Genomic DNA, 18,856 nt, shown 5'->3' on the forward strand with positions numbered 1-18,856 from the left:
ATGTCGGGTGAGGGTCACTGGGCCTGCTCGGATCGGGGGGAGCGCGGCCGTGGGCGGGGACCCGCGGCCGCGCGGTGCGCTCCGATACTAAAGCTAATGAAAACCGGTGTCGTTATTGTCGGCCACGCAGAGCGTGCTGGACCACAGTCTCGACACGCGGCGGACCGACTCAGTCGGCCACATTGTCGAGGAGCCGGTGGTAGCGCAGCCGCAGCGCCCGCTCCGTGCTGGCGAGCGCGGCGGCGACGCCGAGCGCGATGTTGAGCCACACCGGCAGGTGCAGCGGTGATTCGAAGGCCCCGAAGCGTTCGAGGACCGGAGGGATCTGCGAGATCGGTTCCAGCAGCTGCAGTACGAGCAGGGCCACGCCGTTGAAGAGCGCGATCGGGGAGAGGAGTCCGATCATGCGGCTCAGCGCCGGATGGTTCCGCTCGAGGCGGGCTTGGCCGCCCAGGCGCACGCGGACGGCCCGGCTCGGTGAGCCGGGCCGTCCGTTCCTCTCAGCGGCGGCTTCGCGCCTCAAATGTTCGCGAAAGTGCTGATCTTCCCGGGCCCGTTCCACCACAGCCGCATCTGGTCGCTGTCGACTCGGAAGACCATGGTGTTGCAGCCTTTGTCGTTGCCGTCGGTGGTGTCGCCGTGGGGGATGTGGCCGTTGGCGCTCTGCCACAATGCCTGCCCGGTGACCGTGTACCCGTCCCGCTGCGTGTCGCAGACTTTGAACTTCTGGGGATCGGAGTCATAGAAGACCATATAGCCGAGCTGACGCCCGTCGATATCACTCAGGATGATGGTCTTGTTCGCGGCCTGAGCCGGCGCCGCGATACCGACGACGACCGACGCCATCAGAACGCACACGATCATCGCGCGCTTCATGAGCTTCGTGAACACTGTAAAGTCTCCTACCCTGTAGTTACGACCATTCTGCGAGCTCACAAGGCCCATCACAAGGCGAAACACCGGCGGGAAAGCGGCAGAAATCCCGGACTCGGGCTGTTGGAGACGTTCGGGCCGGCGGGATCGGGCAGCTCGTTGCCGCTACCGCGAATGTTGCGTCTCGGCGGCGTGAGCAGCCAGGTCGTCGGCCATCCGCTGCATGGTCTTGGGCAGGATCAGCGGCGTGATCCAGCCGAGTCCCGGTTTCGAGCGCCAAGTGCCGCTCCAATCGATGAGCGTGCCGCCCTCGTCGGCCGGTCGCAGCTCGATGACCGCCCGGTACTCCTTCATCGCGAGGTTGAACTCGTCGGTGTAGCCGAAGCGGCGCACCGGCACCAACTCGGTCAGGCGCTCGCCGGTGACGACCCTCCCGGTGCGGAACGCTCGAACGGCGCCCACGCCGTCGCTGCCGTTCGGGTCGAGGCCGCTCGATCGCTCCTCCACGAGTTCATCGAGCCCCGAAGACCAACGGGGCCAACTGCGGCCGTCGACGAGGAGGGCCCAGACGATTTCGGGTGAAGCGGCGGCGGTGGCACGTACGCGGTACTGCGGCATGGGATGGACTTCCTTCTCTAGGGTGTCGTCAGGAGGGCGTCGTTCGTGCGCACCGCGTGCTGCTCGTCCGCCGGGATCCAGCCGTCGAGATGGATCTCGCCGAGGTGGTGAAAGGAGTCTTCACCGGTGCGGGTGAACGTGTCGCGCAGCCCGAAGCCGGTTCCGGCGATGGTGAGTGCGCCCTCGAACACCAGCCTGTCACCCTCCCAGCCCCGGGAACGCTGCACGGCCCGACCGCCGTTGCCGGCGAACCAGTCCGCGACGAACGCGTCGGTCTCGGGTTCATAGCCCCACAGGTAGCGGCTCGACAGGGGGAACGGGTTCGCCACGGTGGCGAGTTCCTCGATCCGCACCATGATCCAGAAGCCCCGCTCCTCCGCGGTGGCGACGATGCGCTTCGCGACCTCTTTGCGCGGGAAGAACGGCGTCTCGTGGAACAGGCCCGGGGCGTCCCACTCCCCGACGAAGAACGCCAGTTCGCGCATGCGCGGGTGCGGTTCGGGCAGTCCCGGTGCGCCGCTCTGGTCGACGCCGGTGTCGTGACCGGTCATGGATCATCTCCTGTGCTGACGAGTTGCATGGTCATGGTTCTGGTGGAGCAGTGCGGCGCGCGCGAAGAAGGCCGCGAACCGGGCCGCGGCGCGGATCCGGCGGGCGCGGGTGAAGCCCTGCCCTGCGATCGAGGTGGCGAGTCGCAGCAGGTCGAACGGGCCGATGGAGACGGTAAAACGTTGCGTCTCAACGGGTCCGGCATCGGCGGGGGCGATGGCGGTGCGCAAGTTCGTGAGTCCGGTGAGCAGCGCGATCGGGGTCCGCGATCGTGTGGCCTTCACGCCGGTCAGCCGCCATGGGCGGCCGGTGTCGTCGTCGAAGCGCAGGTCGTACGCCATCGCCTCCGGGCGGCCGTCGGGAAACAGCGAGAGCGTGCCGGTGACGGCCGCCCGCGAGGCGAGGCCCTCGATGTCGATCACGCCCCGCATCGGCACGGTGTGCGACGGGTCGGCGAGAAACCGGTCCATGCCGGGGATCTCGGCGGTCAGTTCCAGAACCGCCCGGGCCCGCTCACGTCGGCGCGTGGCCATGCGCTCGTGGAAGACGACCCCGTCGCCCTTCGTCGCGGCGTGGCGCTCGGACATGTAGGTGAACGCCTCGTCCTCGGGTATCTCGCTGGTGGCCACCGCGTCCCACTCCGGGGCACGCCAGCCGTCGAGCCCTGAGCGTCGGATCATCGCCTCGACCGAGCGTTCGGCCACCGCGAGGATCGTGGCCGAGGGGTTCACGCCGGTCGCGGCCGGGAGCACCGAGCCGTCCATGACGAACAGCCCCGGATGGCCGTGCACCTCCCCGGCCTCATCGACGACGCCGGTCGCGGCGTCGGGTCCCGGACGGACGCCGCCGAGGGGGTGGACGGTCACGGTGCGCCGCAGGAGCGACCAGGTCAGCGGCTGGGACAGACGCGCGTTGAGGAGCCGCCCGAGCATCGGGCCCAGGCGGAGCTGGGACCGGTACAGCTCGGCCTGCCAGCTGTTGCGCCACGACAGGGTGGCCCGGCCGTTGTCGTTCAGGCGCAGCGTGCCGTCGCCGGAGTCGCGCCCCATGCCGAGCACGGCGAAACTGCGCCCCGCGGTCTCGATCCGCCTCCTGCGGCGGCGCTCACGCAGCCGCTCTCCGGGAAGGACGGTGTCGAGCAGCTCCTCGACCTGCGGGGGGATCGCGCCGTCCTGCACCTGGTACCACACCGACCGCTTCCCTTCGGGCACGTCCAGAACAGTAGTGGTCGTGATCGTCGGTCCGGTCGTCATGTCGCCTCTGCCCTCGCGCAGTCGGGCGAGGGTGAGGAAGTCGCCGTTGCCGGAAAAGCCCCGGCCGAGCTGCGGCGAGAGCCCGGGCAGGGTGCCGTGCACGTCGCGGGCGCGCAGCAGGAGTTCGTTGGTGGCCACCGCGCCCGCCGCGAGGACGACGCGGGGCGCGGTCCATTCGCGCAGGGGCGCTTTGCGATCGGAGGGGGTCGCGGCGGACACCAGGTAGCCGCCGTCGCGCGGTTCGATGCGCTGCACCTCGGCGTCGGTGACGGCGCGCGCCCCGTGGCGTTCGGCCACGGCGAGGTAGTTGTGATCCAGCGTGTTCTTCGCCCCCTGGTTGCAGCCGATGACGCACTCGCCGGTGAAGGAGCACCCGCGCTGGCTGACGCCGTGGCGGTTCGGGCGCCAGACGTGCGGGTCGCCGAACGTCACCGCCAGGTTGGGCCGCACGGTGGCCTCTGCCATCGCCATGTCCCGGACCATGGCTTCGACCAGTTCGGTGCGGGGCGGCGGCCGCCCGGTGCCCGGATCCGGCTGCACCGGTGCGACGTCGAGCATGTGCGCGGCCAGGTCGTAATAGGGGTCGAGCCGCTCGCGGCGCAGCCCGGCCGGCCAGCGCTCGTCCATGGCGCCGGCGAAGGGCCGGGCGAACACGTTCGCGTAGGCGAGCGATCCGCCGCCCCAGCCGGCCGCTTGGACGCTGGCCATCGTGTCGAGCCAGCGGATGTCGTAGAGGCCCTGGTCGACGTCCCACATCCAGCCGTCTTTGAGGTCGGGTCGGCGGGGGAACCCGCCGGGCCGCCATCGGCGGCCGCGTTCGAGCACGATGACGGTGAAGCCCGCCTGCGCGAGGCGGGCGGCGGCGACGGCGCCGCCGAAGCCGCTGCCGACCACAATGGCGTCGGCGTCGAATGGTTCGGTCATGGACGTTCGCTCCCGAAGGGGTGTCGTGTTCGGTGTCGGTCCGGGCCGTGGGGCGCGGCGCCCGATCGGTGGCGCGCGGGCGCCGCGCCTCACTGAAGGCTGCTACCCGTGCTTGCCGGGTGCGGCGCTGCCGCTGTAGTCGTCGAGGTTCGCGACCAGGTCGGCGATGTCGGGCGTGTTCGCGAAGCGGCGCTGGTGGATCGCGGCGATCTTGGCGCCCAGCTCCGGATCGGGGTCGTCGGTGATGTCGAACGAGGCGAACTTGTCGATCAGCGGCAGGCCGCTGCGGTCGATCTCGTTGTGCTCGGGGTGGTTCATCATCTCCTCGTAGTCTTCGAGGCTCTCGAGCTGCGAGACGGCGCCGAACTGGTACTCGCCGCCGAAGTCGCGGCCGACGACCCAGGACTTGATCGCGGTGATCTTGGTGGAGGCCTGCCGCATGCGTTCGAGCCCGGCGTCCACGTCTTCTTGCGAGAGACCGGGTTTGATGCTGAATCGGATGCCGTGGTAGATCATCATGTCTTCCTTTCGATATGTGTCTGCTGTGGTGGTCAGTTGCCGGAGAACGCGGCGGCGTGGTCGCGGGCGAAGTCGGCGATGTCGCGCGCGGGCCTGCCGGTGAGGTCGGCGACCGCGGTGCTGACCTCGGCGGCCTCGCCGCGGGCGTAGTGCGCGTAGTCCTCGACGAGTCCTTCGAGCTGCCAGGGCGGCATGAAGGCCGCCAGCGCGGCGGCGAAGTCCTCGCTCGTGGTGTCCTGGTAGGCGATCGGCTTCCCGGTGGCGGCCGAGATCGCTGCGGCGATCTGGGCGTGGGTGACCGCGCGGGGCCCGGTCAGGTTGTAGGTGCGGCCGGTGTGACCGCTGTCGGTGAGCACGGCCGCGGCGGCGTCGGCGATGTCCCTGGTGTCGATCGCGCTGACGGCGGCGTCGCCGACGGGGGCGCCGAACCAGCCCTGCGAGATGGCCCCGGCGAAGCCCAGCAGCGCCTGCATGTAGAGGTTGGGGCGCAGGAAGGTGTGGTCGATGCCGAGCCCTTCGACGTGCGCTTCGACTTCGGCGTGCCAGCGCAGGAACCGGACCGGCGAGTCGGTGGCCGCCGCGTACTGGGAGAGCACGACGAGCCGGTAGACGCCGGCGGAGCGGGCGAGGTCGGCGAAGCGGGTCTGGAGGGCGGCTGCGTCCTCGGCGGACGGACTGTTGAGAAAGGCGGCGTCGACGCCTTTCATCGCGGCGGTGAGCGACGCGGGGTCGCCCAGGTCGGCGAGGACGTTCTCGACGCCGGGGACGGACCGTTCGGGGTTGCGGATCATGGCGCGGACGGTGGCGCCGCGGGCCTGGAGGGCGGGGATGAGGGCGGATCCGACGGTGCCGGTCGCGCCGGTCACGAGGACGGTGGGTGCGGACATTGCTGGTCTCCTTGACTTGGCTGGTTCGGGATCGGTTGCGGCAGTGGGACTGCCGGGGTCAGGACGCGGTCGAGGCGAGTGTGTCCTGTCTGGACTTCCCTCGCGCGGTGAGCGAGATGACGAGGGCGATGGCCATGAGCGCGGCCTGGCTCAGGAACGCGGTGGTGAAGGCGATGTCGCCGTGGGCGCCGGCCGCGCCGATGGCGATGCCGGCCAGGGCGGCGAGCCCGATCGCGCTGCCGAGCTGCTGCGCGGCGTTGACCAGTCCGCTCAGGAGCCCGGATTCGCCTTCGCCGCTGTCGCGCACCGCCATCGTGGTGGCGTTGACGATCCCGAGGCCGAGACCGGAGCCGATGAGCGTGAACGATCCGAAGAGGTGCACGGAGTAGCCGCTGGTCACCGGGTTCAGGGCCAGCCACAGGATGCCGGCGAGCAGGAGGACGAGGGCGACGGGCAGGGCCCGGCCGAGGCCGATGCGGTTGGTCAGCATGGGCGCGAAGCCGGCGCAGGTGATGAGCATGACGGCGATGGGGGTCTGTGCCGTGCCGGCCTCCGCGGCGGTCATGCCGAGCACGTCCTGCTGGTAGAGCGGCAGGAAGAAGAACAGGCTGGTGAGGGTGGCGCCGAGGAGCGCCATCACCGCGCTCGCCGTGACGACCGGCCCGCGCCGGAAGACGCTGAGCGGGACCAGGGGGTGCGTGGAGCGGCGCTCGGCGGCGATGAACGCCGCGATCGCGGCGAAGCCGACCGGGATGCCGATCAGGGTGGCGGGGTTGCTCCATCCGGCTTCGGAGGCGGCGACCATGCCGAAGGCCAGGGCGGAGACGCCGACGGTGATGGCGATCGCGCCGGGGAGGTCGAAGCGGCCGGGCCGGCCCGGGAAGGACGGGACGGTGCGCATGACGATGAGCATGCTGAGGATGCCGAAGGGCACCGGGGCCCAGAAGACCGACTGCCAGCCGATGGTCTGGGTCAGGACGCCGCCGATGAAGATGCCGAGGAGGCTGCCGGCGCCGGAGACGATGCCCCAGATGCCGAGGGCTCGGGTGCGCGCGGCGGGGGTCTCGTAGATCGCGAGCATGAGCGCGAGCGAGGAGGGCACCACGGTCGCGGCGCCGATCCCTTGGCCGATGCGCCCGGCGATGAGCATGGGCCCGCTGACGGCCAGGGCGCAGAGGGCGCATGCGGCGAGGTAGACGAGCATGCCGGCCATGAAGACCCGGCGTGCGCCGAGCACGTCGGCGAGGCGTCCCCCGAGCAGCAGCAGCCCGGCGAAGGCGACCAGGTAGCTGTCCACGACGATGGCGAGCTCGCCGGAGGTGAGCCCGAGGCCGTCGCGGATCGCCGAGCCGGCGAGGTTGACCATCGCGGTGTCGAGGATGATCAGGAACATGGAGGTGGCCAGGCCGGTCAGGGCCAGGCCGCGCGGGATTCGCGGATAGGAGGACTGCACCGGAGGGGGTGCGGTTCGGTCGGTCATCGTTTCGTCTCTCGTGAGTGGGTGTCGGGTGCGCCGGGAGCCGGCGCCTCGTATTTTGATAGTGAGTGGTCACTATCTTTAGGATAGGAATCGACTCGCCCGGCGAGGCTTGGACCGGTGGGTCAGGCCCCGGAGGCGAGGAAGCGCTCGGCCCAGGCGTCGTGTGCGGCCCGGGCGGGCAGGTCCATGGACGCGGCCACCATGTACAGCATTCCGGCGGAGAAGAAGTCGTGCGCCATGTCGGTGTCCACGTTCGGGATCGCCTCCACGCGCTCGAAGGTCTCCTGCGTCCACCGGTGCATGAGGTCGCGGATGACGGGGTCCTCCGAGGCCGCGTACCCCTGGAGCAGGATGAGCATCAGCTCGCGCTGCCCCATCAGGGCACCCCAGGCCTCCGCCATGGTCTCCAGCGGACGGTCCTCGGCGGACTCGCCCGCCATGAGCATCTGGCGCTCGACCGTCGCGAACGCCTCCTCCAGCACCGCGATGAAGAGCTCGCGCTTGGTCGGGAAGACGCGGAAGAGGTTCGGGTGCGAGATCTCCAGGTCCTTGGCGATGCTCACGGTCGAACCGCCGTGCAGCCCTTTATGGCTGAACTCCTTCAGCGCCGCCTCGAGTATCTCGCGGCGGCGCTGCTCGATGCCGACCCGCGGCCGCTTCCCTGCCATGTTTGATAGTAAACACTCACTATCGACGTCGTGTCAACCCGGGGGTCGGTGTTCAGGCGGCGTTCGCGGAACGCTTGGGCAGCACCCAGCCGGGCCGCGGGAAGTGGCACGTGTAGCCGTTCGGGTAGGTGATCAGGTAGTCCTGGTGCTCGGGCTCCGCCTCCCAGAACGCCCCGGCCGGCTCGATCGTCGTGACCGCGTCGCCCGGCCACAGGCCCGACGCGTCGACGTCCGCGATCGTGTCGCGCGCGATCCGCTCCTGCGCGGGGTCGAGCGGGAAGATCGCCGACCGGTAGCTGGTGCCGATGTCGTTGCCCTGGCGGTTCACCGTCGAGGGGTCGTGGATCTGGAAGAAGAACGCGAGGACGTCGCGGTACGTCGTCCGCGTGGGATCGAAGACGATCTCGACCGCCTCGGCGTGCCCGGGGTGGTCGCGGTAGGTGGCGTGGTCGTTCCTGCCCCCGGTGTAGCCGACGCGCGTGTCCAGGACTCCGGGCTGACGGCGGATGAGGTCCTCCATGCCCCAGAAGCACCCTCCGGCCAGAACGGCCGTCTCGGTGCCCGGCTTGCGGGTGATCTCGCCGGTGTCGTGAATTCCGCTGGTCATGATGCGTGCTCCTCCGTGCTGGTGTCGGCCGTGTCGAACATCGACCTGCGGCGTCGCCGGATGCGGCGCCACTGGTTACAACCACGTGGCGCCTTCGTTTGGTTCTTGCAGGGGCCGACTGTGACGGCAATCCCAGAGCGGCCGGGCGAGCCCGGGCCGGTGCACCGCTCAGGCGGGATCATCCAGCCTCGTTTCCGATCGTAATGATGGTCTTGCCGGTCGGGCGCGAGGCCGGGTTGAACGCGGTGACGGCGTCCTCCAGCGGGTGGACCGCGCCGATGCGGGTGCGCAGGCGTCCGTCCCGGACGCGGGCCGCGATCTCGGCGAGCTGAGCCCGGTCGGCCTCGACGACGAAGAACACCGCGCGGCCCTCGGCGGGCCGGACCTCCGGCGGGGCCGCGATGGTGACGAGGGTGCCGCCGGGGCGGACCAGCGCGGCCGAGCGCTCCCCGATGTCGCCGCCGATGACGTCGAACACGAGGTCGACCTGGCCGACGGCGGTGAGGTCGTCGGCTTCGAGGTCGAGGAACTCGTCGGCGCCGAAGTCGAGCGCCGCTTTGCGGTCGGCTGCGCGGCCGGTCCCGACGACGTGCGCGCCCTTCTCGCGGGCGAGCTGGGAGACAACGGAGCCGACGCCGCCGGCCGCGCCGTGGACGAGGACGGTCTGCCCGGTCTGGAGGCGGCCGTGGTCGAACAGGCCCTGCCAGGCGGTGAGCCCGGAGATCGGCAAGCTCGCGCCGGTCGTGAAGTCGATGTCCGCCGGAAGCGGCGCGAGGTTGCGGGCCTCGACGGCGACCAGCTCGGCGAGCGTGCCGTCGCGGGCCCAATCGGCGAGGCCGAACACGCGCTGCCCCACGGTGAGCCCGGTCGTCCCGTACCCGAGCGAGGCGACGACTCCGGCCAGTTCATGCCCGGGAATGCTCGGGGTGCGGTCACGCCCGGCCCGGTCGGTCCAGGTGCCGGGCCAGGTCAGCTCCCCGGGGGTGAACCCGGAGGCACGGACGCGGACGACCACGTCGTTCTCCGCAGCGTGCGGCTCGGGCCGCTCGCCCAGGGTCATGCCGGCGGTTCCGGCGTTCGGGTCGGTAACGGTGATCGCCCTCATGCGGGTCCTCTCGCTCAGGTAGGTCGCTCCATTAAACGACCTGCCGCGCCCCGCCGCCAGGAGGCCCCGGAAACCCGTCCGCCGAGGGAGCGCCCACGCGGCTCCACGCTCAGTCCGGGCTGACGTTCCGCGCGGTCAGCCGCCATTTCGACCGGTCGTTCCAGGCGGTCCGCGGCTACGTCGACGGCAAGCACCTCCCCCATGCGCGCGGAAAGAACGGCCGCTGTTCGTCGAACTGCACCGGCTACGGCATCGACGACCCGGCCGCACGCCTGGACGGCGGCCACGGAGCGGGTCGCGTCGGGCCCCGCCGCGGCGATACGCCGAACGTCGGGTCCGCTGATCACAGCCGAATTCAGCGGGCTCCTCGGCCCTGACGGCTGGGGGCTGGCGCAGCCAGTGTCCGGGTGCCGGGGGCCGAGGCCGCGAACGGCCCGGGCACGGGCGCATCGCGTGGGAAGCCGGTGATGTCCGCGCTCAGGTCCAGGTCAGACCCGTCGGGGTTGGTGTAGCCCATCTCGGCTTGGTAGCTCATCCCGAGGAGCCCGGTCGTCACCGGGGTGACGACGTCGATGGCCCCGGAGTCGGCCACCTCGACACGAACGGTGCCGGCTGCGGCGTCGTGCACCTCGACGCGCACCGGTGACGTGTCGATGACACGGGGCGCAGGTTCCGCGCGGAACGGCTCGGCGCCGTCCGCGTACAGGTTGCCCTCGGCCCGGACCGGGAGGCGCAGGCCGGCCAGCGCGCTGCCGTCCTCGCCCGGGTACTCCTCCGGCGTCGGGTACGCGTCGTACTGCGAGGTTCCCACCGGGGTCGGCACGAAGGTGGCCTGGCCGGGCACGCCGTCGATGTCGATCGCGCCGGACCAGAAGCTTGCGAGCGCCGGTTCCGCCTGTGCTCGCGGTTCGGCACGTTCCCCGCGGGCACGGTCGCCGACGAAGACGTTGTTGTAGAACCGGTTGTCGCCGCCGAGGATGTTCGCGACGCCGTAGACGGCTGTGGAGTGCGGGAGGTGGTACGGGGTGTACCGCTGGTGCTCGGTGCAGTTCGCGATGCGACCGGCGAAGTAGTTGTGCACGTAGGCGCCGCCGGTGGCCATGTCCTTGACCGCCCACGGGGAGAGGAACAGGTTCGAGTCCACGAGGTAAGGGCCGTGGCAGACCTCGACCATGAAGTCTTCGGCGGTGGAGGAGTAGAAGACGTTGCGCCGCACCAGGGTGCCTTGGGCCTGCCAGTCGAGCCACAGGGCTCGATGCGTGTGGTGGATGGTGTTGCCGGTGATCACGGTGTCGATGGCGGCATGGAGTTTGATGCCGGCCACCTCGGCGCCGTGCCACTGTCGCTTCACGTGGATGCGGGAGATGTGGTTGTCGGCGATGGTCGAGAACGCCGCGCCGAGGTGTCCGACGATGCCGGCCTGCTCGCAGTCCTGGATGGTGTTGCGGCGCACCGTGTGGGAGCCGACGTGGTCCCGGTCCCACGGGTGCGGCTCGCCGGCGTCGGGCCCGCGCAGGGCGAGCGCCCGCTGGATCACTTCGCGTTCGCGTTGCGTGCCGCCTTTGGCGCCCTTCGGTCCCGCGGTCCACTCGTTCTGGCCGGTGCCGGCCTCTTTGCCCAGGGAGACGCCGACGTTCTTCGAGTCGGTGACCGTGTTGTCCTCGATCACCCAGCCCTTGGACCAGTGCGGACCGATCAGGCCCTCCTGCAGCGCGGTGGGCGGTGCCCACTGCGTGGCGGCCTTGGTCAGGGTGAAGCCGCGCACCGTGACGTGGTCGATTCCCGTGGCCGCAGGCCAGAAGACGAACTTGCGAGCGTTGATCTCGATCTCGTGTGCGGCCGGGTCGGCGCCCCCGAAGTTCGCCCAGATCGTCGTGGCGTCGTCGCCCACCTCGCAGTACCAGGTCAGCAGGGAGCCTGCCTGGTCGAACGAGTCCTCGGTGGCCTCGGGGCGTTCGACGCCGCCCAGGGTCAGCGCCTCGTACATGGACTTGCCGTCGAGATACACCTCGCCGGTGTGCCAGGTGTTGACCTGGTCGAAAAACCAGTCCCCGCCGATGCGTTCGGCATACGGGTTGTGCTCCCCGAACAGGGTGTTCGGCACCGTCGCCGCCCAGACGGCCGCGGAGTGGGGGCGCCAGTCGGCGATCACCTCGGCGCCGGAGATCGTGACCGGCTCGTAGAGGCCGTCCGCGCCCAGCGCGGCCTGGTAGGTGATCGGCGCATCGGCCGTGCCGCCGCGAGGCGGATTCACCCACTCGCGGTACACGCCCTCATGCACGACGACAGTGTCCCCCGGTTGTGCCAGCGCCGCGGCCGCGCCGATGCTGAGCAGCGGGGCCTCGGCGGTTCCAACGGCGGTATCGGACCCGGACTTCGCGACGTGTAGCTCCACGCCGCAAACCTTAGTCTCCGGCCCGGCCCGGTCCCCGGTCGAGCGCCGGCGGTTGTTTCCGGAAGACCGATTCACTCGCGATCGGCGTTCCCGCGATATTCGCTCCGCTCAAGGAGATCCGACAGTTCTCTGGGCAGGCTCAGCGCGACGCAGTGGCTGGCCGCGATCTCGTCGGGGACGATGCCGAGGCGCGACTTCACCAGGCCGCGCATGAAGTCGGGCGGGAAGACCCGGTCCTCGGTGCAGAGCACGAACCGCGTCGGCACGTCCGGCCAGGCCTCCAGCGGCCACGGCTGCACGTACGCCGCCCAGGACGGATGGTCGCGCTCCTTGCTCAGCGCCCGGGCGGCGATCGCGCGCGGGACGTCGTGGTAGTAGGCGACGTACGGGTCGTCGCTGCCGGTCAGGCCGCCGTCGAGGGCGGCCTGCTCGCGCACGGCGGCGTTACAGCCGGTGTCGTCCCACCAGTCCTCGCCCGGCTCGCCCGGCGCGGGGATCATGCCGGCCACGAGGACCAGTGCCTTGACCGGCACTCGGGCGGCGACGAGCGGTGCGGTGAAGGCGCCGAAGGAGTGGCCGACCACGACCAGGTCGGCGCGGTCCTCGACCGCCGCGAGGGCGGCGTCGGCGTAGTCCTGAAGGGTCAGCGTCGGGTCGTCGGCGGGGAGGTCGGGCGCGATCGCCTCGTGGCCGCGGGCCTCGAGTTCGGCCTGCACGAGGTGCCAGTAGCCGCCGAAGCCCGAGTCGCCGGCGCCGTGGATGAGAAGGAAGGTGGTCATGTCGTTGTCCTTTCGATGGGTTTCTTGTGTTCGGCCGCGATCACGGCGGCCGCCGAGCCGATCACGACCAGGCCGCCGAGGACCGTGAACGGCCCCAGCGGCTCGCCGAGCAGGAGCCATCCGAGCAGCACGGCCACGAGCGGATTGACGTAGGCGTAGGTCGCGACGAGCGATACGGAGACGTGCTGGAGCAGCCATGCGTAGGCGGACAGGGCGAAGATCGATCCGAACAGGACCAGGTAGGCCCAGGCCGCCCAGGAGCCGGCCGAGTAGGCCGCCGGGTCGAACCGCTCGCCGCTGGACAGTCCGATGAGGGCGAGCGCGGCGCCGCCGGTCAGCATCTCGTAACAGACGAGGACGAAGGGGTCCTTCGGGAGCCGGAGCCGGGGCTGTATCCAGGTGCCGAGCGCCCACGAGAGGCCTGCGAGGACGATGACCGCCATCGCCCAGGCCGGGAACGCATCGCCGAGCCCGTGCGCGGCGATCAGGGCCGCGACGCCGGTGAAGCCGGCGATCACGCCGACGCAGGTCCGCCGGGGCGGGCGCTCGCGGGCGAGGACGCGCAGGCAGACCACCCACAGCGGCACCGTGGCGATGAGCAGCGCGGTGATGCCCGACGGCGCGCCGCCGTTCTCGCCGATGGCCACGAGCCCTTGGCCGCCGGCGGGGAGGAGGAGCCCGATCAGCGTGCAGCCCAACAGTTCGCGCCGGGTCACGGCGAGAGCGCGGAGACCGTGCCGGACCAGGAGCGCAGCGCCCACCAGGGTGCCGGCGGCGAGGAACCGGAGGCCGGCGCCGACCAGCGGCGGCATGTCCTCGACCATCAGCCGGATCGCGAGATACGTGGAGCCCCAGACCACGTAGACGGTCCCCAATGCTCCTGCGACCTTGGCCGTGGCGGGACCGGTTCCGCGGGCCGCGTCCATGGTGGCCGTCATGACCGAACTGCTTCCCGTGCGCGCAGTGACGCTGCGGCCCTGCGCTGTGCGACGAAGAGCGCCAGTCCTGCGATCAGTGCGGTGACGGCCAGCCAGGTCGCGTCGGCGTGCTCCAACAGTGCCGTGCCGGCCGGCGGGCCGAAGACCGCGCCGAGACTCCAGGTGCTCGAGGCGACGCCCATGTAGCCGGATCGCAGGTCGGGCGGCGCGAGGTCTGCGAACACGGCCCCGAAGTGGACGGCGATCCCGATCTGGCCGAGGGTCCAGGTGAGGACCGCCGCGGCGAATCCGGTACCGGAGTGGGCCAGCGCGGCGAGGCCGCCGCCGGTGCCGACCAGCAGGATGGAGACCGCGAGGACCGTCGCGCGGTCCCGTCGGGACAGCAGGGCGATGGCGGCGGGCTGGAGGAGCACGATGGCGACGCCGTTGAGGGCGAGGACGATGCCGAAGGTCCCCGGTCCGTGGCCGTGCGCGGCCATGAGCAGCGGCAGCGTGGCGAAAGTCTGGGCTTGCAGGGTGAAGAAGGCGATGTAGATCAGCGCCATGGCGATCATCAGGCGGTCGCCGAGCAGTGCGGGCACCAGTCCGCGCCGGGACCGGACCGCGGTGGAGCGCGTCTCGGGCACCGCCGTCACCACCGTGAGCGCGGCGATCAGCATCGCGGCGGCGTTGATCCAGAACAGGGTGTCGTAGCCGCGGCCGGCGAGGACGCCGGCGCTGACGGCGGCGATCGAGTAGCCCAGGTTCGCGGCCCAGTACTGCAATCCGTACGCCCGGACCCGTTGGCCGCGTTCGAGGTCGGCGACCGCGGCCGAGGCGGCGGGGCGGAACAGCTCCGAGGTGAGGCCGTAGCCGATCGCCGCGACCCAGATCAGGGGCATCGTGTCGGCCGATCCCAAGGCCACCAGTGCGATCGAGGCGCCGAGGAAGCCCAGGACCATGGTGCGCCGGCGGCCGATGCGGTCGCCGAGCCAGCCGCCGAGGAGTTGGGATCCGACGTCGCCGACGGCGATGGCGGCCAGGACCGCCCCGGCCGCGGTGGGCGTCATCGCCTGCTCCTGGGTGAGGTACAGAACGAGCATCGGGCGCACGAGGCCGCCGGCCCGGGCGATGAGGTGGCACGAGCCCAGGGCCCACTCCAGAGGCTGCAGCCCGAACGGGCGCCGAGGCCCGTGATACACGGTTTGAGCTGCACTGATGTCCTGCGTTGCGGTCGTCATGGCGGTGACGTTACGCCGGAACGAGTATTAATAAAAGCGAAGGAATACGATCGAATCCATCGCCATTAGCGATATCATCGGGCCATGACCGAGATTTACCTGCGGCAGTTGGCGACGATGGCCGCCATCGCCGAGGAGGGGACGTTCTCCCGGGCGGCGAACCGGCTGGGCTACACCCAGTCGAGCGTGAGCCAGCACGTGGCGGCGCTGGAGAAGGCGGTCGGCGGCCCGGTGTTCGAGCGGCCCGGCGGTCCGCGGCCGGTGCGGATCACGCCGCTGGGAGCCGTGGTGCTCGAGCACGGTCGCGGCCTGCTGTCGAAGGCGGAGGCGCTGGAGGACGCCGTCGAGCGGTTCAAGGCGGGCGACGGCCGGGTCGACATCGGCACCCTGCAGAGCGTCGCCAACGCGATCCTTCCGGCCGTGGTGCACCGGCTCAAGGAGGAGCACCCGGGCTGCGAGATCCGGCTGTCCGAGAAGGACCAGGAGGAGGCGTCGATCGGCGAGCTGGACCTGCTGTTCTTCGACGGGCCGATCGACGAGGACACCGAGCAGGTCCTGCTGCTGGAGGACCCCTACCTCGTGGTGGCGCGCCCCGGCGAGCTGCCGCCCGGCCCGGCGCGGGCGACGAGCCTGGACGGGAGGGCGACGGTGGCCTGGCCGGCGACGTGCGACCAGTCCCGGATGGAGCAGGCGCTCGCGGACGCGGGTGTCCTGCCGCGCATCGTGTTCCGTTCGGCCGGCAACGAGACGATCCTGTCGATGGTGCGCGCCGGGTTGGGACTCGCGGTACTTCCCTGGCTGGCGATCCACCACGTCGTGTGCCGCACGTGCGGCGACATCCACGGCTACTACGCGGGGGCGGACCTGCCGCTGCAGGTGCACGAGCTCGTGCCTGCGCCGAAGCGCGAGATCCGCCTGCACTGGCCCCGCGGGCACGCCGAGCGGTCGCCGCTCACGGCTCGCACGATCGCGATCGCGGCGGAGGTCGCACGCGAACTGGCCGGCCAGCTGCCCTCGAGTGACAACCCGAGGGGAACCGCCTCCCATTTGCCTGAGCGGTGAGTGCTGTTGCGGCGCTTGTGCATCAGGTCGGACCGGACCTTAGCCTCGATGCGGCGGAGCCGAATCTCCCGTCGGTGAAGGAACTCCCGGCGAACCTGAGCGTCGCACCCGGTCCCGGACGAGGGTGCCGCATCGGGCGGGCAGGGCGAACGAGCGCGGCGAGCCACCACTCCAGCAGAGCCCCCGAAGCGTCTCTATATATATCGACATTTATCGATAGTCACGGTACATTAGCTTTCGGGGCCTCTCACGAAAGTTTCGACCGCAGGGACGCAAGCTCAACCATCCCAACATGAAAGGCGCCTCAATTATGAAGCCCTTGAGAACGGGCGCTCGGATCGCGCTGGTCGCGGCGGGTCTGGCAGCGGTCTTCGCCGCTGGCGCCCTCACCGCCACCGCCGATCCCGCTCCGGTACAGGCGGCGGCGACCGCCGGATGCGGTCAGGCCCCCACGCTGACCAGCGGCACCCACACCATCCAGAGCAACGGCAAGAACCGCAGTTTCATCCTCGACATCCCCTCCAACTACGACCGGAGCCGCCCCTACCGCCTCGTCTTCGGCTTCCACTGGTGGGGCGGCACCGCTCAGGACGTCGCGACCGGCCAGGCGGTGCAGACCGGCACCCACGCCTACTACGGTCTCAAGCGCCTCGCGGGCGACTCCACCATCTTCGTCGCCCCCCAGGGCCTGGACAACGCCTGGGCCAACAGCGGCGGCGAGGACGTCGCCTTCGTCGACAACATGATCGCGCGCATCGAAGACGACCTGTGCATCGACACGGACCAGCTGTTCTCTCTGGGCTTCAGCTACGGCGGAGCCATGAGCTACTCGCTCGCGTGCTCGCGCCCCGACGTCTTCCGCGCCATCGCGCCCTACGGCTCGCCCGGAGACGTCAGCGGATGCAGCGGCGGCACCCAGCCCGTCGCGGTCTTCGCGGCGCACGGCACCACCGACAACTTCAGCAACGGTATCGCCCAGCGCAACAGGTTCGTGGCCAACAACGGCTGCACCCCGCAGACCACGCCCTCGCCCCCGCAGGGCAGCCGCACGCACATCACGACCGCTTTCGCGGGATGCTCGGCGGACCACCCGGTCGTGTGGGCCTCGTTCGACGAAGGCCACATCCAGGCCCCGCGCGACGGGGCCTCAGGTGACGGCGCGAACTCGTGGCTGCCGGGTGCGACCTGGGAGTTCTTCACCCAATTCGAGTCCGATCCCCCCGAGGAGACCACTCCTCCCGAGGAGACCACCAGCCCGCCCCCGACCGGGTCGGGCTGCTCGGCCGCGATCGACGTGGTCAACGAATGGGGTTCAGGCTGGCAGGGCAACCTCCGCATCACCGCGGGAGGCGGAACCGTCAACGGCTGGACGCTCACCTGGACCTGGCCGGGCGGACAGAGCATCAGCAACCACTGGAACGCCGACGTCTCCACTTCCGGATCGACCGTCACCGCCACCGACGTCGGATGGAACGGGACCATCCAAGCCGGACAGACGGTCGGCGCCTGGGGCTTCGTCGCCACCGGCTCCGCCGCGACCCCGGCGGTGACCTGCACCGCCGATTAGGTCGTGTTCGCGAACCGAAGAAGCCTCCTCTTGAATCTATTGCGCTGCAACGGCATACAAGAGGAGGCTACTTCGCCGAGCGTAGCCGAATCGGTGGTCGGCGACCGCGATCGCCGGCGGGTGGCCCTCAGGCGAAGGGGTCGACCGCTGAACGGTCGCCCCCTTCCTCATTCCGCGTACCGCTCGGCTCGAATCTGGGCCAGTTCGTCGATCTTCGTCAGGATCATCTCGGCGAAGTCGGTCGAGATGTCGCAGAGGTCCTGCTCGGCGCCGATCGCGATGTTCTCATCGGTGAAGCCGAATACTTCCTGTATGCCCTCGGGGTCCTCGCGCAGGACCATGGTCACGAACGAGTCGTCCCCGATCTCGACACGGTGGTGACAGGAGGTCTCGGAGGCGACCTCGGTCGCCGGGCGGTCCGCGAACTCCACCTCTTCCGCAGCCGGGACTTCGATGACACCGTCGAGCGTGTTCTCCGTGGGATATGGAATCCATCCGATCTGGTTGCCGTAGATGCTGAACCAGTAGCAGGCCCGGGCGGGCCGCTCGGAGATGTCCAGAGTTCGTCCCTCAGATCCGATGCCGAACTGGCTGTAGTCGTCCTGGGAGTAGACGATCGCGCAGGGCAGGCCGGCGAACTCGCCGAGAGCACCGACCTGGTCTTCGAGAGCCGGTGAGGGCGTAGAGGATTCCGGTGCCGCCTCGGGGTCGCCGGAACCCGCCGTGCAGCCGAGAAGCGCGAGCATCGGGATGAGGACGACAGCCGCGGCGGCGCGTCGAATCACAGGCATGCACTACACGGTAAGGAATGCGGACGGGGAGGGGTCCCGCCGAAGCGTTCAGATCTTCGACACTCAACGACGGTCGAGCGCGGCTGCGCAGCACCGACCAACAGACGAAGAGCCGACCGCTCCGCGGTCGCCCCTGCCCCGTGCCGCCAGCTAGAACGTGTGGGTGACGGCAGTCGGGCTCCCATACCTCAAGGCGGGCACGCTCGTCAGCGGCTACCGCCGCCTGACCTTGCAATACGAGCAACACGGCCACCTGTCCGCCGGGTTTCCCACCCTCCCCGCCATCACCTGCGCTAAGAAGCTCGCCAACTGAGACACGCTCTAAGTAAGGCAGACATTATGACATTGACCCTCTTCAATTTACTTGTATAATGTATGACGTCTGATGTTATGTTGCTGACCGCTCGGGGCAGACGGGAGAAGCTTGTGTTCGGCTCGATTCGGTTCTTCGCCTGGAACTTTTTCGACGCCCGCAAACCGTTGGGGCTGCTGGCTTCGACGGCCGTTGTCTGCGTCGGCTCGGTGGCCGTGGTCGCCGCCCACGCCGGTCACGGGCGGCACGAGGAGAAATAAGTCGGCCGCCGGAGTTCTCGTGCCAGAGGCTCCGGCCGCCCGCAAGCC

At 70.1% G+C, this 18,856-nt stretch carries 20 protein-coding genes; 4 read left to right on the top strand and 16 right to left on the bottom strand.

The features are described from left to right. Nucleotides 1-169 precede the first annotated feature (169 nt). The 15 genes from BLQ63_RS17810 to BLQ63_RS17880 all read right to left on the bottom strand — a co-directional run bounded on the left by BLQ63_RS17810 (nucleotide 170) and on the right by BLQ63_RS17880 (nucleotide 14,815). Complete coding sequence (locus tag BLQ63_RS17810; RefSeq protein ID WP_143014976.1) at nucleotides 170-406, bottom strand: hypothetical protein; 237 nt, start codon at nucleotides 404-406, stop codon at nucleotides 170-172. A 113-nt stretch (nucleotides 407-519) separates the two neighbouring features. Next, a complete protein-coding gene (locus BLQ63_RS17815; protein ID WP_091038232.1) occupies nucleotides 520-891 on the bottom strand; it encodes a hypothetical protein in 372 nt (123 codons plus the stop codon). Nucleotides 892-1,038: 147 nt separating this feature from the next. Then, the gene (locus tag BLQ63_RS17820) at nucleotides 1,039-1,491 is read right to left on the bottom strand and encodes an SRPBCC family protein (RefSeq protein WP_091038235.1); all 453 of its coding nucleotides are present in this window, start codon (nucleotides 1,489-1,491) and stop codon (nucleotides 1,039-1,041) included. 17 nt (nucleotides 1,492-1,508) lie between these two features. After that, nucleotides 1,509-2,042, bottom strand: a complete 534-nt coding sequence (locus tag BLQ63_RS17825) for a hypothetical protein (protein ID WP_218125328.1) — start codon at nucleotides 2,040-2,042, stop codon at nucleotides 1,509-1,511. Nucleotides 2,043-2,045: 3 nt separating this feature from the next. Continuing rightward, a complete protein-coding gene (locus BLQ63_RS17830) occupies nucleotides 2,046-4,217 on the bottom strand; it encodes a GMC oxidoreductase (protein WP_091038237.1) in 2,172 nt (723 codons plus the stop codon). Nucleotides 4,218-4,319: 102 nt separating this feature from the next. Next, a complete protein-coding gene (locus BLQ63_RS17835; RefSeq protein ID WP_091038239.1) occupies nucleotides 4,320-4,733 on the bottom strand; it encodes a Dabb family protein in 414 nt (137 codons plus the stop codon). A 35-nt stretch (nucleotides 4,734-4,768) separates the two neighbouring features. Continuing rightward, complete coding sequence (locus tag BLQ63_RS17840; protein ID WP_091038242.1) at nucleotides 4,769-5,623, bottom strand: SDR family oxidoreductase; 855 nt, start codon at nucleotides 5,621-5,623, stop codon at nucleotides 4,769-4,771. Nucleotides 5,624-5,681: 58 nt separating this feature from the next. Further along, on the bottom strand, nucleotides 5,682-7,103 hold the full coding sequence (locus tag BLQ63_RS17845; RefSeq protein WP_218125330.1) for an MFS transporter: 1,422 nt from the start codon (nucleotides 7,101-7,103) through the stop codon (nucleotides 5,682-5,684). Between the two features lie 122 nt (nucleotides 7,104-7,225). After that, nucleotides 7,226-7,771: a TetR/AcrR family transcriptional regulator gene (locus tag BLQ63_RS17850; protein ID WP_091038246.1), complete on the bottom strand. Its 546-nt coding sequence runs from the start codon at nucleotides 7,769-7,771 to the stop codon at nucleotides 7,226-7,228. Nucleotides 7,772-7,823: 52 nt separating this feature from the next. Next, the gene (gene msrA, locus BLQ63_RS17855; protein WP_091038248.1) at nucleotides 7,824-8,378 is read right to left on the bottom strand and encodes a peptide-methionine (S)-S-oxide reductase MsrA; all 555 of its coding nucleotides are present in this window, start codon (nucleotides 8,376-8,378) and stop codon (nucleotides 7,824-7,826) included. A 178-nt stretch (nucleotides 8,379-8,556) separates the two neighbouring features. Continuing rightward, nucleotides 8,557-9,483 (bottom strand): NADP-dependent oxidoreductase, encoded by a 927-nt coding sequence (locus BLQ63_RS17860; RefSeq protein ID WP_091038251.1) that lies wholly within the window; start codon nucleotides 9,481-9,483, stop codon nucleotides 8,557-8,559. 355 nt (nucleotides 9,484-9,838) lie between these two features. Then, nucleotides 9,839-11,878, bottom strand: coding sequence for a right-handed parallel beta-helix repeat-containing protein (locus BLQ63_RS17865; RefSeq protein WP_091038253.1), 2,040 nt, complete (start codon nucleotides 11,876-11,878; stop codon nucleotides 9,839-9,841). A gap of 71 nt (nucleotides 11,879-11,949) precedes the next feature. Continuing rightward, nucleotides 11,950-12,657, bottom strand: coding sequence for an alpha/beta fold hydrolase (locus BLQ63_RS17870; protein WP_091038256.1), 708 nt, complete (start codon nucleotides 12,655-12,657; stop codon nucleotides 11,950-11,952). Then, complete coding sequence (locus tag BLQ63_RS17875; protein ID WP_091038259.1) at nucleotides 12,654-13,595, bottom strand: EamA family transporter; 942 nt, start codon at nucleotides 13,593-13,595, stop codon at nucleotides 12,654-12,656. The genes BLQ63_RS17870 and BLQ63_RS17875 overlap by 4 nt, the downstream gene beginning before the upstream one ends. After that, nucleotides 13,592-14,815: an MFS transporter gene (locus BLQ63_RS17880; RefSeq protein ID WP_091038260.1), complete on the bottom strand. Its 1,224-nt coding sequence runs from the start codon at nucleotides 14,813-14,815 to the stop codon at nucleotides 13,592-13,594. Before BLQ63_RS17880 ends, BLQ63_RS17875 begins: the two co-directional genes overlap by 4 nt. Nucleotides 14,816-14,899: 84 nt before the next feature. Between BLQ63_RS17880 and BLQ63_RS17885 the strand changes: the two genes are divergently transcribed. Both BLQ63_RS17885 and BLQ63_RS17890 read left to right on the top strand, forming a co-directional pair. Next, nucleotides 14,900-15,877, top strand: coding sequence for a LysR family transcriptional regulator (locus BLQ63_RS17885; protein ID WP_091038262.1), 978 nt, complete (start codon nucleotides 14,900-14,902; stop codon nucleotides 15,875-15,877). 310 nt (nucleotides 15,878-16,187) lie between these two features. Further along, entirely contained in the window at nucleotides 16,188-17,444 is a 1,257-nt protein-coding gene (locus BLQ63_RS17890; protein ID WP_091038264.1) for a CE1 family esterase, read from the top strand. 167 nt (nucleotides 17,445-17,611) lie between these two features. On the opposite strand, the gene BLQ63_RS17895 is transcribed toward BLQ63_RS17890, so the two are convergent. Then, on the bottom strand, nucleotides 17,612-18,235 hold the full coding sequence (locus BLQ63_RS17895) for a DUF3558 family protein (protein ID WP_143014977.1): 624 nt from the start codon (nucleotides 18,233-18,235) through the stop codon (nucleotides 17,612-17,614). Nucleotides 18,236-18,398: 163 nt separating this feature from the next. Between BLQ63_RS17895 and BLQ63_RS28530 the strand changes: the two genes are divergently transcribed. Then, nucleotides 18,399-18,548, top strand: a complete 150-nt coding sequence (locus BLQ63_RS28530) for a hypothetical protein (RefSeq protein ID WP_177154992.1) — start codon at nucleotides 18,399-18,401, stop codon at nucleotides 18,546-18,548. Between the two features lie 113 nt (nucleotides 18,549-18,661). Beyond that, nucleotides 18,662-18,808 (top strand): hypothetical protein, encoded by a 147-nt coding sequence (locus BLQ63_RS17900; protein ID WP_218125331.1) that lies wholly within the window; start codon nucleotides 18,662-18,664, stop codon nucleotides 18,806-18,808. The last annotated feature ends 48 nt before the right edge of the window (nucleotides 18,809-18,856 follow it).

Origin of the sequence: Glycomyces harbinensis (assembly GCF_900101745.1) — a bacterium.
GTDB lineage: Bacteria > Actinomycetota > Actinomycetes > Mycobacteriales > Micromonosporaceae > Glycomyces > Glycomyces harbinensis.